At 40.3% G+C, this 15,507-nt stretch carries 16 protein-coding genes; 11 read left to right on the forward strand and 5 right to left on the reverse strand.

What is annotated here, in order from left to right; all coding sequences use genetic code 11:
- The first annotated feature begins 86 nt into the window (after positions 1 to 86).
- Positions 87 to 311 carry a hypothetical protein gene (locus WKK05_RS39445; RefSeq protein ID WP_341531686.1) on the forward strand — a complete coding sequence of 75 codons (225 nt, stop codon included), beginning with the start codon at positions 87 to 89 and terminating at the stop codon, positions 309 to 311.
- Positions 312 to 324: 13 nt separating this feature from the next.
- On the opposite strand, the gene WKK05_RS39450 is transcribed toward WKK05_RS39445, so the two are convergent.
- Both WKK05_RS39450 and WKK05_RS39455 read right to left on the reverse strand, forming a co-directional pair.
- Entirely contained in the window at positions 325 to 1,710 is a 1,386-nt protein-coding gene (locus WKK05_RS39450) for an FAD-dependent oxidoreductase (protein WP_341531687.1), read from the reverse strand.
- Positions 1,711 to 2,237: 527 nt separating this feature from the next.
- On the reverse strand, positions 2,238 to 2,492 hold the full coding sequence (locus WKK05_RS39455; protein WP_341531307.1) for a TIGR03643 family protein: 255 nt from the start codon (positions 2,490 to 2,492) through the stop codon (positions 2,238 to 2,240).
- A gap of 179 nt (positions 2,493 to 2,671) precedes the next feature.
- Between WKK05_RS39455 and WKK05_RS39460 the strand changes: the two genes are divergently transcribed.
- Positions 2,672 to 3,424: a DUF2786 domain-containing protein gene (locus WKK05_RS39460; protein WP_341531688.1), complete on the forward strand. Its 753-nt coding sequence runs from the start codon at positions 2,672 to 2,674 to the stop codon at positions 3,422 to 3,424.
- Positions 3,425 to 3,426: 2 nt separating this feature from the next.
- On the opposite strand, the gene WKK05_RS39465 is transcribed toward WKK05_RS39460, so the two are convergent.
- Together WKK05_RS39465 and WKK05_RS39470 are read right to left on the reverse strand one after the other, a co-directional pair.
- On the reverse strand, positions 3,427 to 4,389 hold the full coding sequence (locus WKK05_RS39465; protein ID WP_341531689.1) for a ParB/RepB/Spo0J family partition protein: 963 nt from the start codon (positions 4,387 to 4,389) through the stop codon (positions 3,427 to 3,429).
- Positions 4,386 to 5,159, reverse strand: coding sequence for a ParA family protein (locus tag WKK05_RS39470; protein ID WP_341531690.1), 774 nt, complete (start codon positions 5,157 to 5,159; stop codon positions 4,386 to 4,388). Before WKK05_RS39470 ends, WKK05_RS39465 begins: the two co-directional genes overlap by 4 nt.
- 264 nt (positions 5,160 to 5,423) lie before the next feature.
- Here WKK05_RS39470 and WKK05_RS39475 point away from each other — a divergent pair, with 264 nt between their 5' ends.
- From WKK05_RS39475 to WKK05_RS39505, 7 genes are all read left to right on the forward strand, one after another.
- The gene (locus WKK05_RS39475; RefSeq protein ID WP_341531691.1) at positions 5,424 to 5,963 is read left to right on the forward strand and encodes a hypothetical protein; all 540 of its coding nucleotides are present in this window, start codon (positions 5,424 to 5,426) and stop codon (positions 5,961 to 5,963) included.
- A gap of 128 nt (positions 5,964 to 6,091) precedes the next feature.
- Positions 6,092 to 6,268 (forward strand): hypothetical protein, encoded by a 177-nt coding sequence (locus WKK05_RS39480; RefSeq protein WP_341531692.1) that lies wholly within the window; start codon positions 6,092 to 6,094, stop codon positions 6,266 to 6,268.
- Between the two features lie 480 nt (positions 6,269 to 6,748).
- Positions 6,749 to 7,705 (forward strand): ParM/StbA family protein, encoded by a 957-nt coding sequence (locus WKK05_RS39485; protein ID WP_341531693.1) that lies wholly within the window; start codon positions 6,749 to 6,751, stop codon positions 7,703 to 7,705.
- A gap of 248 nt (positions 7,706 to 7,953) precedes the next feature.
- Positions 7,954 to 8,259: a hypothetical protein gene (locus WKK05_RS39490; RefSeq protein ID WP_341531694.1), complete on the forward strand. Its 306-nt coding sequence runs from the start codon at positions 7,954 to 7,956 to the stop codon at positions 8,257 to 8,259.
- Between the two features lie 372 nt (positions 8,260 to 8,631).
- A complete protein-coding gene (locus WKK05_RS39495; RefSeq protein ID WP_341531695.1) occupies positions 8,632 to 9,057 on the forward strand; it encodes a hypothetical protein in 426 nt (141 codons plus the stop codon).
- A 186-nt stretch (positions 9,058 to 9,243) separates the two neighbouring features.
- The gene (locus tag WKK05_RS39500) at positions 9,244 to 10,872 is read left to right on the forward strand and encodes an IS1634 family transposase (RefSeq protein ID WP_341524663.1); all 1,629 of its coding nucleotides are present in this window, start codon (positions 9,244 to 9,246) and stop codon (positions 10,870 to 10,872) included.
- A 514-nt stretch (positions 10,873 to 11,386) separates the two neighbouring features.
- On the forward strand, positions 11,387 to 13,132 hold the full coding sequence (locus tag WKK05_RS39505) for an MBL fold metallo-hydrolase (protein WP_341531696.1): 1,746 nt from the start codon (positions 11,387 to 11,389) through the stop codon (positions 13,130 to 13,132).
- 12 nt (positions 13,133 to 13,144) lie between these two features.
- Here WKK05_RS39505 and WKK05_RS39510 read toward each other — a convergent pair whose 3' ends face one another.
- The gene (locus tag WKK05_RS39510; RefSeq protein WP_341531697.1) at positions 13,145 to 13,897 is read right to left on the reverse strand and encodes a hypothetical protein; all 753 of its coding nucleotides are present in this window, start codon (positions 13,895 to 13,897) and stop codon (positions 13,145 to 13,147) included.
- Between the two features lie 666 nt (positions 13,898 to 14,563).
- Here WKK05_RS39510 and WKK05_RS39515 point away from each other — a divergent pair.
- On the forward strand, positions 14,564 to 15,028 hold the full coding sequence (locus tag WKK05_RS39515) for a hypothetical protein (protein WP_341531698.1): 465 nt from the start codon (positions 14,564 to 14,566) through the stop codon (positions 15,026 to 15,028).
- Positions 15,029 to 15,126: 98 nt separating this feature from the next.
- Positions 15,127 to 15,411 (forward strand): hypothetical protein, encoded by a 285-nt coding sequence (locus WKK05_RS39520; protein ID WP_341531699.1) that lies wholly within the window; start codon positions 15,127 to 15,129, stop codon positions 15,409 to 15,411.
- The last annotated feature ends 96 nt before the right edge of the window (positions 15,412 to 15,507 follow it).

Genomic DNA, 15,507 nt, shown 5'->3' on the forward strand with positions numbered 1-15,507 from the left:
AGTTCCAAAATCAACAAGACTTAAGGATTATTCTTCAACCTTCCTTAGTAAAAGTCAATTTTAGTATTTATTACAAATTTCTGATTATGAACTATGCTAACCAGATTATTTTAGAACAACTGCGTTCTGGAGAAAAAACTGCCGGAGAACTCAAAGACGTCCTTGAGTGCAGTTACAGTGTCCTTGATGCGGCTTTACATGAACTCATTGAGCAAGAAGAAATCGAGCCAGGATGGAACGATGATGATTGCCCTGTGAGAATTTACAAACTTAAGCGCAAACTTGGCCCTACTCTTTTTTGGAAACGTTAATCAGATATTTCCGTTAGTTAAGATGATTGAATTGGCGTTCTAGAGCGCGTGCAGCTTGCTCACCAGACCAAAAAGCGCCATGCACAGTCCCAGGATCTGTTGGATGTAGAGCCTCACCAGCAAAGTATACTCGACCTGCAATCGGTTGGCTTAACTGCTTGGGCTCAAGGCCTGTTGCCCCGACTAGGAGTCGTGCATAAGAACCTAATATAAATGGTTCGTGTCCCCATCGGGTAATATAAACATCTGTTGGTTCAGGAACCTTGTTACCGAGTACCGCAGTAAGTTCTGCACAGAGGCGTTTCACAATCTCTGAGTTTGTACGAACCTCAATCTCCTGTGAAGCGTGTCCGCCAGCCATCCCAACAAGAATCGGTCTTCCACTGTATGGAACATGGTTCACATAAAATGGGCATAATGAATTGCCCAGCATGGCAAGCAGCTCGACCTCTTTGGGCCAGAAGACATCCGGAAATCGGAGAATAACTTTGTTCAAAAGTCCCATATCAATGCGAGTTAGTGCGCGGCGATGTGTTGCTGGTAGTTGAGGATTAAAAAGAATTTGACCTGAGCGCAAAACACCAATTGATACTGTTACAACTACTGCGTCTGCTTGGTAAATTTGCTGTTGAGTATGAATACATACGCCTTGATGGTCGTAAATAATTTGATTAACCACTTCAGACAACTGTATAGTTAGCCCACGAGCTAGATAATCTATGATTGTACCCATGCCACTAACCACAAAGCGATCGCTATTTGGAAGCAGTTCTTCCTGTGTTTGGGTGGCTGACTTAGGTATCAAGTTAGCAAGTCCGAGTTCTTCTGCGGGTGAGGCAAAAAAATTTTCTACCATCATCCTCATCAGGCGCGAAAAGTGAGAACCGGGTTGAGTGGAGCGATTAAACGCGGCATCAAGAATCTCAGCAACTGTAATTTTAGACCCGCCAAGTCCAAGATGCCGACCCAGCAGAGTCCGCAAATATGGCAACAGGCTAACAGATTGCAGTGCCGATTCAAAATGCTTGAGTTCCCTCTCCAAGGTCGTTGGCTCAATTGCAACTGATTTATGTTGGTCAAAATCGAAAGCGGCAATGTTGCGGTAATCTGTAACTTGGGTTTGAATTTGCTTATCCTGGGTTACTGACTTTAAAGGATTCCCCGAACCACCGTGCAACCAAGAAGCTCCTAGATCAATAGCCGTACCTAACTGATATTTCGTCTTGACTCGACCACCCAGGTGATCGCTAGCTTCTAAGACTATTACATCGTACCCCTTAGTCTTTAATAGCCGTGCAGCACTTAATCCAGCGAAGCCTGCTCCAATGACTATCACTCGAGCTTGAGTAGAACCGATGGTGTAATCTGGAATATGAGCGTTTGAGCTATCGGGAAGCATAGCTTTTGTTTACTCACTACATCTAGTTGACGCTAAATTTACAGTATGGCTGTTAAACCGGGTTTAGAATTTTATAAAATTCTAAAAATTTAGCAGACTTAACCTTTACGAAGTATCTGGTTTACAACGCTAAACTTTTAGTTCATCGCTGATGCCGGACTTGATGACCTAATGATTAGTTTTCTGTAAAATGCGTCCTCTTGACGAAAAACTTTACATTGTCAAAAATGAATATCGCTTAGGTGGCCGTCAGGTTCATTGGTATAAGTGAAAAATAGCAGTGCAATAGTAGCCAAGTTTCACTCTCAGGTGATGTCAGGCAATAAACTGGTGCTGGGGACTGACAGTAAACGGTTCATCACAAAACGAATTGAGTTAAGTTGCCTAGAGGGAAACTCTATAACGATGTAATTTTATACAGGCTAAACTTATTAACAGTAAAGTACGTAGTATCAATAGTTGTATTATTTATTACAAATAATCTTAGAGACTTCCCTTTATCTTCTAATTTCTGGTTAATCACTCATTTATGTTTTTTGGTTATGCGACTTGAATCTACCTGCAATAAACTCTCGCTTACTTAGATGTTTTGTTGTACGTTTATTAACTCGCTCTCGCCACATTTGGTAACTAGATTTTTTCATTTCACGCTTCATTAAAGCAATTACCTGTTTCTCAAGTAGTCCAAACTGAGATTCGATGGCTTCCATAGGCGTTCTATCTTCCCATGCCATTTCAATAATGCGATCAATCGTTTCAGAATTCAGTTCAGGTAATTTCATTTCTTCTGTAGCCTTTATTTAACTAGTTTTCTTTGAAAGTCTTTCTTAGAGTTCGTTACAGCCTGTAAATAGCAGGACTCATAGCTATGTTTTCTATATTTAGATGCTTAGTTGTTGAGTTGATGTCATAATTTTTATTCAGTTTACTGATTTCAAACTAGACAATTATCATAACTACTATGAATGTAACTGAACTATCAGAACTGGAGAAAGTTGCTGACAAAATCAAAAAACTCTTAGCACTATCTCAATCTCCTAATGAAGCAGAGGCAATGGCAGCTTTTGCCAAAGCACAAGAAATGCTAACCCGGCATAATTTATCCTTGGCAGACTTGGGTGATTCCAAACCACAACAGGTGCAAGAAGAAATTGTTTTTGAATGGCAAAGGCTTGTATCGTGGAAAGTTATTTTAATGGCAGGAGTATGTCGGGCTAATTATTGCTTTGATTTTACGCGCAAAAATCATCATGGGTTACAATTAATCATTCTGGGACGACCCATTAATATCGCTTCTGCCAGAATTCAGTTTGAGTACTTGATGGAAACTATTGAGCGATTAGCAAAGCAAACCAAAGGTGATGCCTGCGGCAGGCAAAGCCTACGCAAATTTCAAAATGCTTTCAAATTAGGTGCAGCAAATAGACTTGCTGTGAGAATTATTGAAAACAGTGAACGGCAAAAAAGAGAGGGTATAGCTGCCAACTCTGAATCAGAGCAAGTGACAGCAATAGTTGTGCGCTCACTATATGAAAGGCTAGAAGCAGAACTCAAAGCTTACACCTCACGAAACCTCAAATTAAAGCATGGAACTCTTAAACCCTCTTGGGGTTCATTTGACGGATTCGAGGCAGGACAGTCCGCTGCTGATTCTGTTTCGCTTCACAAACAGGTTCCAGACAACAGGCAAGGGTATTTGCCTATCTCAAGATAACTTTAATCTTCTTTTATTAATGCTTCTAACTGTGCAAGTAGTTTTTCTACTTTCGTCTTTTTCTTAGGGTCATCCCACAATTTAGCTTTTTTAAAGCGTTGAAAAGTATTATCAACACGCTCTTTCAAGGCTAGGGATTCTGTTTGAGCCAATGGCACTGATTCAGACTGTTGGCCAATTTCTTGAATTTTTTGTTTAATTTCGCTTAATGAGAGGTTATGCTCAATTGCTGTTTTTAGTAAATCATTTCTAGTTTTCTTATTTTGGACTCGTGCAATCACTCGTGCTTTAGTGTATTCAAGTTTTCCAAAACGTAGCACTTCCAATACATCATCAGGAAGGCTGAGCAGAGGCAGGCGGTTGCGAACAAATGAGTCCCACTTCATGCATCCCAAGACTTGAAATATCTCTTCAACAAGCAAAGTTTGAACGTTACCCGTAACGTTACGGGTAATTTTCCCTTTAGCCTCGTTTTCCATTCTTTGCAGCAGTTTGATAGCTTCATCAACGCCTATTTCTAACCGCAAAGCTAACAGTTCAAGGATGCCTTCAGTTTCTTCCAGCGGATTAAGGTCTTCACGCTGAAGATTTTCAACGAGGCGAACTTGATATGTAGTCGCATCGTCCATAACCTTTGCAACAATCGGTACTTCAGTTAATCCTGCTATTGTTGCCGCTCTATAACGCCTTTCCCCTGCTACTAATTCATAATCACCTTCAGGGAGCGGACGTACTAACAGAGGTTCGAGAATACCTAGTTCTTTTATAGAACGTGATAGTTCTTCTAGCTTCTGAGGATCAAAGTAGCGACGGGGTTGTGATGAAGGCAGCTTGATTTTGGTAATCGCGATAGTGTTAGTAGCGTTGGCTTTACTATCAGGCTGCGTACTAATTGAACCGCTACCAAACAGCAGTTCAACTGGTTTTCTAATTGCAGTGTAGGGGTCGTTGCGTTTGCTGCTCACGGTAAAAGTTCAAGTTTATCTAAACTGTTAGCAATTTTTTTGAGTACGCTAACTGCGGGATGATTTTTATCAAATAATGTTAAGGGTACTCTACGTTCAGATGCATCGGCAAAGGCAATAGTTTTAGGAATAGGTGGGTATACCGTAGCAATATCTGATAATTGTTCTTGCACAGCTTTGACAGTGCGTGACTCTTGAGCAGTACGACTATCAAACATTGTGGGAACAAATCCAGCAATTTGTAACCTTGGGTTGGTATGACCTCGGACTTGAGCTACTGTACTGAGTAAAAGTTCTGTTCCCTTAAACGATTTAAATTGACACTGTATGGGGACGAGAATGTGAGTAGCAGCAGTAAGACTGATAATACTCAGTAGTCCCAAGGAAGGAGGGCAGTCAATAAGAATAAAGTCATATTTCTCTTGCACTGTGACAAGCGCATTTTTCAGGCGATATTCTCTGGCGATCGCGCTTGCTAGCTGCATTTCGCACGCTGCGAGATTAATATCAGCAGGAACAAGCGCCAGACCGTGAATTAATTCAGGATGGATAGGCAACGGCTTATTGTCAACAATTGCCTGCTGAATAGTTTGGTCTAATTCATCGGGTTCAAACCCCATGAAAGTAGTTAAGCTAGCCTGCGGATCCATATCCACAAGCAGAACACGACGTTTTTTCAGTGCAAGGTGGTAGCCCAAGTTTTGAGTGAGCGTTGTTTTGGCGACACCGCCACTTTGGTTAAATAGCGCAATAATGAGGGTTTTGCTCACAAGTATAAATTGCAGTTTGAAATATTCACCTTTAATACGGCAGATTGTAGCTCTGGTTAGAGAAGAACACAACTATTCAGCCATGCTAATTCTGGTTTTTCAATCAATAGACGAGTCAAATATATAATGAGAGGCTTACAAAGAAATGCCATCGATCATTAAAAGCTGTTTTGAGCAGTAGTTAAAGATGGTTTAAATAAAAATGATGATTCAGTAGTATTTAAATGGCAATAGGTACAAAGCCAGTTTTTACCAAAGGGTCACATGAAATCTACCCAGCGCCCATCTAAACTATTTAAACAAAATCCTCAAGTTACCGATGATATAACTGTTATTACTGAACCAGCAACAGAGAAATCGCCAACTAAGGAAAGCACAGTAGAATTAACCCAGCAAGAGGAAACGATTGATATTCATGCAGTAGTAAAGCCAATTGCGAAACCAGTCATAAAACAAAAATCTCAAGAGCATTCACCCAAGGATCAGTGGCGAAGTCAACCCCCAGAATCTAATCCTGAAGAAGAATTACCGCCATCACCCTGTCAACACATACAGTTTATCGACTGCGACTCAGAAGTAGGGAGTATTATCTTCGAGTGCTATCACTGCAAACAGGGGATAATCAGCGAGTACAGTGGACAGCCTGTAATGGGCGAGTACAAAGGTCGGCCTTCAGTGATTCTGGCGAAGGTCAAATGTCCCAACTGTGAGCAAACAGCGATTAGACTGCAAGCAAGGGAAGTGATTTCGACAACAGCGTTCCCGCTTCGGGTTGCCGAAGGCATCGCTTCACCTTGGGCATAAAAGGGGAATGCGGATAAGCGAAACTACTTTTACTCAAAGCATTTGAAATTCCCGAAGGCAACGCCTCAAACAAGAGATTTGGATGGTAGGATAATTCCTGACTTCTATAACTTCCATCAGTGATGTCGATGAACAAGGCAAGAGTCCCTAACTATACTGTTTATATGTCAGAGCTTGAGTTTAACGCTCTGCTACGTGAGATGGAACAAGGTTTGTTAGAAATTAAGCCAGGAGCAAAAGTTAACCAAAACTTGCTCTATAGTGGTTCTGTCTCTTCTGCCACATTAGAAATACCAAGACCCTAAGACAAACCATAAACGAAAATCCCCCAATTTCAAAAATCAATTGGGGGATTAGTTTTTCCACTGAGAATTTTTAGAACCAAAGGTACTGAGCATTTTATTATTTGAATTTCCTTTCGTTGAAATCGTACTTTTAGTTCGTCGATATCAATATTCCAAAAATTCCTAATGGGACACAAGTAGGTGCTATATGTACCCTAAGTCTTGTTCAGAAACTTGATGGTGTTTTAGCCCCTACATAGGATATACGTGGCTGCTACTTAGGGTATTTTCTGATAGCGAATAATTTGTACCCCACTTGACACCTAAGAGGTTTATGATACGCTCTTGAAACGTTAATTAGTAATCAAGTTACTAGTGGTCACTTGATTACTCCAAAAATTCTTCGACTCAAATAAATTTCTTGACCAAACTCTACTGACAAAATAATTACGCGCTGACTACTTGAATTGTTAATTACTCCTTTACCTTGACTTGATCCATATGTCGAACATTCACACGTTGCAAAGAATATTTCCTGCTGGCTTCGATAATGGCTACGGGAGTCTAAAACTTTTAGTCGATGGCTTTGAAGTCGTTCGTGTCCCCAGCTATATTTCTACGGCAGACATGGAAGATGTCCCCGGACGAGTAATTTTTAACGGTAATGCTTACACTGTTGGGGAATCCGCTTTCCGTACAGGACATCATTTTGACCGCAACACAGATAGCAATGAAAATAAAATCAACAATGCGCTGTTGACATTGTTAGGTGCATTGGCGCATCTACCACACCGTAAGGCTTGGCATCTCAAGTTAGTCGTCAGCTTACATGATGTTGGTTTAGCAGAGGAGTTGCAACAAATCCTAAACGGAGAATACCAGCCAATCCTTGCTGGCAAACAATCCGACGTGAAGATAGAAGTTCTCAAAGTTGTACCAGAGGGAATGGGTGCATTGTTTGGGCAGCAACTCCCGCCAAAACTAACCGTTTTGGATTTTGGCAATGGAACAACTCTCTATTCTCGTTATAGCAAAGGAAAGCGAGAAGTACATACCCCCTTCCCCGCAGGCGTTGAAGTTCTCATCGAAGATATTGCCCAAAAAATGAAATATTTAAATGGGGGGAAGATTGGGGACGCGGCCAAAATTCGATATTGTCTGGAAATGGGGCATACCAAGTACAGCCGTGACATCGATATTAGAGATGTTTACGGCGCTTGCCTCAAAGATTGGTACGAAAAATATTTAAAGAAACCAGTGAACATGACACTTGATGCCAAGCACACGGGAGATGAGATTTGGGCAATTGGTGGAGGCTGCCTGTTACCTGGATTTAGGAAGCTACTAGAGAAGAACGGGTTCAAAATACGGGAAAACCCGGTGGAAGCTAATGCGAATGGGCTTTTAGAAATGGCAAAAGCCATCCTGAGTAAAAATACAGTTCCTGCTCTCAAGTAAGTAATACAGAAAAATACGGAATTGGTGAATTGGGCAATCCACCACCCAATGTTCGCCTTACGCCCCGAAGGCAGCTTCGGGAGCCGATAAACTCCTGCTTAAACCTCTGGCGATCGCGCAGAGTAGACCACGCTTATCTACGAGCTTCCGTATGGTTTTCACCATTTATTCATCAGCTGCACAGAATTTATACCCCATTCACGCTTCTGACTCTTGACAACTAACGCCTTTATTCTATAAATCTGACAATGGCAGAAAAACTTGACTTACCCGCAGAAAAGGTTCGCATCAAAGATAGCTACCGTGAGCGCATATTTGCAGAATCACAGCAGTTAGGTAAAAGTTACCTGGAGACGCTTTACTTTATCATTGATTGCTATTTTGCGTTCAAAAGGGGTGCATTCCCCATGCAACAAGTACTCACGCAACAACCATCTTTGACGCCAATGACTACTAAGCAAAATCAATTTATTCAATCGGCAGAGCCATCTACACACGAAGCCCAAGAAAATATGGAAGGCGAAACATTCAGCCTTGATTTTGATTTGCAGTAGACCATCAGTACTAATACGAATGGCACTAAGATAAGCACGAACCCCTAATATAGCTGGCTTTTGGGGTCTAAGGGAAAGAACTAAAAACCAAATAATAATACTTATAAATCAACTCTCAACCATGCAACCCCACACCCCTATACCCCTACACCCAGTCACAGTAGGAGTTTCACGTTTTCAAGCGTGCCATTCAGTACTACTGCCAAAAGTAAGATGTCAAAATGGCAAGCTTGTAAAAGTAAAGTCGCCTCAGAACCGGAAATTTAGCTCTTAATCCTGTATTTTGGTATTTATGTACTATGTAGGAGTTGAGATTTCTAGTTCTAAATCCTGATTGACTCAAAAAAAAAGACCAAAGCTAGAGGTAATTGAATGAGTACAGCAGAAATTTGTTGGTGTGTCTCAGGAAGAATCGAGCAGGGCGAGCTAATTACTGATTTATGTGAAGCAATAAAAATTAAGAACGGTCAAGAATTAGCTGCACTTGCACATCAAGGAATATGGAAGTGCATTCCTTCAACTGATTCTACAGGGGATGTCACAGGCGTTTCCTTGGTAGAAAAACTCGATCAGATTGCACCCTCTTATTGTGTAGGTCGAGTGACGCAAGCTTCCAAGCGCGGTGATACGGTGCTGGTGAAACTATCCCCAAGTTGCAAAATCACTTTTCGTAGTACTTATAAGTTAGCCGTAGCAGGACTATACAAGCTCTCATTTGAACCCATCTTCCGCACTTCAAAGCGTACTACAAATAATACAAAAATAGTTACCAAAAATATTCATATTATTAAGTATTAATGCTGAGAAGAATTGTTGGTTGGACGATACCTATAGCGATTGCTATATTTGGTCATCTTAGTAAGTTACAAAGTGAAGTACAGAAAGTGGGATGATAAGTATTTTTGCTGCGAAACAAATAGGGATGCTCAAAAAAAGTGAGAGAATTAGGAATCAAACTTTCATAAATAAAATCTCACCCGAAAAATGGATTATCAAAAAAAAGAAATTGAGATTAAAAACTTAGATCACTTAGGAATAGTAGCTGGGCTAATTGATGAAATAGGAATAGTTGAAATAATCAACTCCAAATTAGGAATAGATGTTCGGGAAAAAATTTCATCAGGAATATTAGTAAAAGCTATTTTGCTCAACGGATTAGGATTTGTCTCAAGACCTTTATATTTATTTAGCCAATTTTTTGATGATAAAGGAATAGAAATATTATTGGGAAAAGATATAAAGAATGATTATATAAATGATGATAAAATTGGAAGAGTCATGGATAAACTATATAAATATGGATTGAATAACCTGTTTATAGAAATTGGATTATCAATAATTAAAAAATTCAAAATAGATACAAAATACTCACATCTGGATGCGACATCATTTCATCTACATGGAAAATATAATAGTGAAGATAATCAGGAAAAAGAATCAGAAATAATTAGAGAAAGACCAATAATTATAACCAAAGGATATTCTCGCGATCATAGACCAGATTTGAAACAATGTGTTTTAGATTTAATAATGAGTAGTGATGGAGACATCCCATTATTAATGAGAGCGGGAGATGGTAATGAAGCGGATAAAGCCGTATTTGGGAAAATCTTAGCAGAATTTAAAAAGCAAATAGTTTTTGACAGTATTATGGTCTGCGACAGCGCATTATATAGCCAAGAAAATCTCAAATTAATTGAACATTTAAAATGGATAAGTAGAGTACCAATGACAATTAAAAAAGCACAAGAGTTAGTTCAGTCTGTAGAGATAGAAGAGATAAATCTAGAAGAAATAGAGAGAAGAACAGCCCTAAATTTAGACGGGTATAAGTGGAAATCAGAAATAGTAATTTATGGTAGTATTAAACAAACTTGGCTAATAGTAGAAAGCCAAAAAAGAAAAGATAGTGATTTAGACAAGCTAGATAAAAAGCTAAAGAAAGAAAAAGCTCAAGTTGAAAAGCTGCTTAAAGAATTAAAAAAAGAAAATTTTGAGACTCCGGAGCAAGCCCGATATAAACTAAAAGTCATCAACAAAAAATTGAGATTATTTGAAATTAAAGAAGTTAAACTTATCGAGAGTAAAACAAAAGATAATAAGACTATTTACAAAATGTCAGGACTGGGCAATGAAAAACCAGAAGAAATAGAAATACAAAGAAAATCAGCCGGAAGATTTATTTTGGCTACTAATTTAGTTGATGATGAAAAATTAGAACCATCAGAAATTATTAGAAATTATAAAAATCAACAGTCCTGTGAGAGAGGATTTAGATTTTTGAAAGACCCTCTATTTTTTGCTGATAGTTTTTTTGTTGAAAACCCTGAGAGAATAGAGACGATGTTATTTTTAATGTCTCTGTGCTTGTTAGTTTACAATCTCGGTCAGAGGGAACTGAGGAATAGCTTAAAAAGAATTAAAATCGGAATCAAAAATCAATTAGGAAAGTTAACCTTATCTCCTACGTTAAGATGGGTATTTCAATGTTTCCAGGGAATTCATCTTTTGATTTTAAATGGGGTTAATCAAATTATTAATTTAACGTCAGAACGCCATTTTATTTTAAATTGTCTGCCATCGTCTTGCAAAAAATATTATCTGCTTTCTTAATCTAAACAACGTTTGGAGAGTGAAGAACAATTTATTAATATCCGGAGGAACAGTAATTGTACCTCAAATTTTTATTGCTTACATAACCTACTTTTATAGGTCAAATATTTTATGTTGGATTATTTCTCTTCATGCCGCAGATTCGTTTAGTACTATGAGTCTTAATTAGCCGGATTTTTTGCTTTTATCTTGACTGTAATCTCTTTGCACTTCAATTTGAAGTGCGGAATGTAGGTTTGAATACCGCGCTCGCGGATTACATATAGTAGCGGCACAAAGAGTAGATATAGCTGAACCACTTGCTGAGATAGAAATACAACCACCAGCATCTGTCACGAAAACCGCGCCCAGTATCGAGGATTCATGGCAACAAAAACTAGAACCACTAATATATGCCCAATTTCCCAACTTCCGCCCGCTTCATCAAAGGATTAACAATGGAGTTCTGGAATGGGAAGGGCTTGTAGAAAATAGAAAAATCCGAATTCAGGGAACCGTAGGTAGTACTGCTCTCTTGATTCATGAATTCTCACAACCACAAGTCCAGCTAGAAGATAGCCAGTCAGATTTGTTAAGGGTAACGCCGTTGGGAGCAGCGCGTTCAATTGGAGCAAGCTGTTTTCGAGTCGAGATCGGTAATTATGAAATTGTCTTAGATGCAGGCACTCGTCCCAAGGGGAGTCAACCCTTACCCGCCTTTGAACATTTAAAAAACCCAAATCTGATTCTAATAACTCACGCGCACTCAGATCACATCGGCGCACTGCCAGTATTACATTCATTGTTTCCGGCTTGTCCCATGATCTGTACCCCTGGCACACGAGAAATTGCCCAAGTTATGTTATCAGATTGTTTGAAAGTACAGCAGCGGAATGAGGATTTTCAACCCCTATTTGATGAAACTGAACTTAGGGAAACGCTTTTTCGCTTAGAAACTCAACCAATAGGTGTGGAGTTTGAACCACTGCCGGGACTCAAAGTAAAATTCATTAACGCTGGTCACATCGTCGGAGCAGCTTGCATATACCTTCAATACGGTAATCGCACGATTTTATATACGGGTGACTATAATGTAGCCAACAGTCGGACAACAGAAGGATTACAACTTCATGATTTACCAACTGCTGATGTTTTGATTACTGAAGCTACATACGGCGCTAGCATTCATCCCAACCGCAAGCAGCAAGAAACAGAACTCGTGCAAGCAGTTTTAGAAATAGTCAAAAGCGGTGGGAATGTTCTGATTCCAGCTTTTGCCTTGGGTCGCGCTCAAGAAATTATTCTCGCTCTCAAAACCAGCGCCAAATTCTCACAAACTAATATTCCGATCTATATTGATGGTTTAGTCAGAGCGATTACTGATGTCTTTAGTGAACACCTTAATTTCCTGCCGAAAGCTGTGCAAAACTTGGCGACTATCGGTCGAACACCACCATTTATTGATGGGGTAAGAGTAATACCAATAACCGAACCAGAAGAACGCCCACTAGCTCTTGCTAAACCGAGTGTAATTATTGCCTCTAGTGGTATGCTCACTGGTGGCGCTTCAGTCTACTATGCACAAACACTACTAGAGAGAGAAAACGCTGCAATATTTATTAGTGGCTACACAGATGAGGAATCGCCTGGGCGATTACTGCAAGAGATGCAGACTGGAGAAACAGTCACAATTGATGAGAAAGACTATACAGTAAAAGCGCAAATCCGTAAGTTTAATCTCTCCGCACATACAGACCGGGTAGGCATTGGACAGGTAATTGCTAAAGTTGCACCACGTCACCTGATTTTAGTTCACGGCAGTTTCTCTGCTCTTAATGACTTAGCACGCACCGATTTGCAAAAACATTACATTATTCATATTCCTCGTGTTGGCGAGTCAGTAGAATATGGTGTAATGCCAACTTTCATTAGCGAAGCGACTCAAATAGAACTCAATAAGCCAAAAGTTATAGAGTTAGAAATTGTTAGTGAGCATGATGGTGCTTGGATTCGAGTCCCAAGAGATGTTGTAGACAGTGACCCCAGGTGGCAAGCACTCTCAACTGTTGGAAATATTCGTGCTAAATGGAACAATTCCTCATTGATTTTGATGCCTCTACGACCCCAATTTTTAGCACTTGATAAAGCAAAGGAATCTCTTAATGATTGCTGCGCCAAGTGTCAGTTTTTACAAGATGAATTATGTTGCTCACAGCAAAGTCCACTATATGGATTTACAGTTGATCCACAGGGAATATGCCCGGAATTTACTAAAGCCTAACTCTAAAGTAGCCTATTCCTCATCCTCTTGTTCGTACTCCTCATCCTCGTCTTCATCTTCGTCATAGTCATATTCCTCATCCCCATGTTCTTCTAGCCACTTTCGTTCTTCCTCTTTAGCGATTTCAAACATTATTCTTCTTCTCTCCTCCCTTTCCCTCTCAAGGGCTTCAATCTCTTGTTTTTCCTTTTCTAACTGTTCCCGCTTCAGCCTTTCTCTCTCTTGGGTTTCTTTCTCTACCCTCTCCCTCTCAATTCTTATTAGCCGCTGCTCAATTCGCCCACAGTACAAATCCAAAGCCTTGCCTATCGCTGTTCCAGTAATCGCGCCTCCAGCTAGAAAGATTAAACCAGTTTTCCAACCTTGGATTGGGCCACCACTCCACTCCAGGCGGGATTCATTGAAATAAACCAGTACGGCGAAAATCACAATTCCGACTACTGTATTAATCAGCGCGAAAATTCTCGGTGTCAATTCTGTTTTTCTCAATATCAGCCACTGCCCCAGGCTGACGATGATACTGAAGATAACGGCAGCAATGGCGCACAGAATAATATTGTCTGGAAATCTGAACGGGTCTACTCTTAAGTTGATAATCAGTGGGACGACAATGAAGGAAGAGAGCAATAAACCGAGAAATAAGCTGGCAGAACTCATTAGCGCCCAATATCGCCCCAAGTAACCCAGGCGAAACTTCAGCACCCATTCCTGGATTCCAAACATCAGCATCCAAAATGCAACTGCCGCGCTTACGTAATCAAGCATTAGCCCAAGTTTTACCCGTGTGTTGAAGAGGGTATTTCCTAGAATAAACCGAAATTATCTGTGATGTTTGACTTTTAGCCTTCGTTACGGTTCGTTACAGCGATTGCTCAAGCGCGCTGCTGATGGCGATCACATGGCTGTTTATATAGTATATTTGTACTTGTAAACAGTTAAACTGCCAACGGCAAAAAGTAAAAACACTCCAAAAAGCTTCTAGAAGTTGATTCTAGGGGCATTTTATTATTTTTTTGGACTCTAAAGATCAATTTCACATCCCTCAACAATTCCGTTATACGCTGTTAAGGGTTGAGTAGACAGGCATGGCGGTAATGATTCATCATCAAAAGTCAGCGTCACAATAAAAGTATTTTTAATGCTAAGTGGTGACTTATTGTTAACATTTCACAAAAGCATTATGGCAATTGACCAAACCCTTGCATCTTAGCTTTTTTCATCTAAATTCTCTGCCTGTTTGCCAGCTATCACTACAGGTTCGTTAGGCAATTTTTCTGTTGGGCTACGCCAATTTCTCAAAGAGTATCAGGCTTGTACAAATTTAATTCACCACACCTAGAATTTGTGCCTGGATCTCTCTGCTGCTTCCATGCAGTTAAAACGCTGCGCTAGTTGTCAATGAAAACTATCTCGGACTTCAGGAGAAAAACAATGGATATTCAAATCGCGCTCAACTGGACAATTCAAGTTTTGGTTATGGGCTTCGTTATTGTTATGGTGATGGATTTTGTGAACGGTTTGTTCTGGCTACCATATTCAGCGATCGCACCAACCGCTACACCAAACTATGCACTCGCCACCATACCCAGTACATCACCAGAGCCAGTCCCCGCATTAATACCACCAATTGCCACACCAGCACCACAGTTCGCACAACTACCCAATCCTTGGGAACTCACAGAAATTTCAGCAATCCCAATACAGCCTCAGCCTGTTGTACTTGAGTTCCCCTCACTTCCTTTGCTACTGCCAGCAGCCCAAGTGCAACCAACCACAACTAAGCCCAAATCCACCAAAGCCAAAGCATCTAAACCAAAATCTACCAAAACTACCCCAACCAGCAAGCGCAAAACTCCTGTAACACCTTGCAAACAGAGCAAGAAATCCGCAGCTTAATCTCACAGGTCAAGGGGAGTGATCGCCCTGTTAAGCCCTGGGGCGAGCGCTTCTGGTGCTAAAAACTTTGCCTAAGAATCTTGACGTATCAGAAAAAAATGATTATCACTTCAGACATAGCATTAGCCATAGGCGTTAACTTTCTGTTTGCAGTTCACCGACCTTGCATTCGTGAAGAAATTCGTTTGTATTTAGAGTTAGCCCAAGAGGATTTGTGTTTTTTGAATTTTTGGGATCTCGATAATGGCATATTGAAGCTAACTTTCTATGATGGAACCGAGATGTATTTCGATGCTCTCTCAAGTTGTACTTTCAATTTCCTTAAGGAACAAGTTGAGTTTTTTGCAGACGCAATCCAATTTCCTCGCACCATAACCAACTGAAGCGAGGAGAAGCCCAAGGTAATTTAAGCTATCTATTAAAAGAGCGATCGCACACTACTGGCGCGTTCGCATGAAGGCGTTGGCGCTGCATCTGAT

Origin of the sequence: Nostoc sp. UHCC 0302 (assembly GCF_038096175.1) — a bacterium.
Taxonomy (GTDB): Bacteria; Cyanobacteriota; Cyanobacteriia; order Cyanobacteriales; family Nostocaceae; genus UHCC-0302.

Coding starts and splice junctions, on each gene's coding strand:
- WKK05_RS39445 (WP_341531686.1), top strand. CDS start 87: ATGAACTATGCTAACCAGATTATTTTAGAACAACTGCGTTCTGGAGAA.
- WKK05_RS39450 (WP_341531687.1), bottom strand. CDS start 1,710: ATGCTTCCCGATAGCTCAAACGCTCATATTCCAGATTACACCATCGGT.
- WKK05_RS39455 (WP_341531307.1), bottom strand. CDS start 2,492: ATGAAATTACCTGAACTGAATTCTGAAACGATTGATCGCATTATTGAA.
- WKK05_RS39460 (WP_341531688.1), top strand. CDS start 2,672: ATGAATGTAACTGAACTATCAGAACTGGAGAAAGTTGCTGACAAAATC.
- WKK05_RS39475 (WP_341531691.1), top strand. CDS start 5,424: ATGAAATCTACCCAGCGCCCATCTAAACTATTTAAACAAAATCCTCAA.
- WKK05_RS39480 (WP_341531692.1), top strand. CDS start 6,092: ATGAACAAGGCAAGAGTCCCTAACTATACTGTTTATATGTCAGAGCTT.
- WKK05_RS39485 (WP_341531693.1), top strand. CDS start 6,749: ATGTCGAACATTCACACGTTGCAAAGAATATTTCCTGCTGGCTTCGAT.
- WKK05_RS39490 (WP_341531694.1), top strand. CDS start 7,954: ATGGCAGAAAAACTTGACTTACCCGCAGAAAAGGTTCGCATCAAAGAT.
- WKK05_RS39495 (WP_341531695.1), top strand. CDS start 8,632: ATGAGTACAGCAGAAATTTGTTGGTGTGTCTCAGGAAGAATCGAGCAG.
- WKK05_RS39500 (WP_341524663.1), top strand. CDS start 9,244: ATGGATTATCAAAAAAAAGAAATTGAGATTAAAAACTTAGATCACTTA.
- WKK05_RS39510 (WP_341531697.1), bottom strand. CDS start 13,897: ATGCTTGATTACGTAAGCGCGGCAGTTGCATTTTGGATGCTGATGTTT.
- WKK05_RS39515 (WP_341531698.1), top strand. CDS start 14,564: ATGGATATTCAAATCGCGCTCAACTGGACAATTCAAGTTTTGGTTATG.
- WKK05_RS39520 (WP_341531699.1), top strand. CDS start 15,127: ATGATTATCACTTCAGACATAGCATTAGCCATAGGCGTTAACTTTCTG.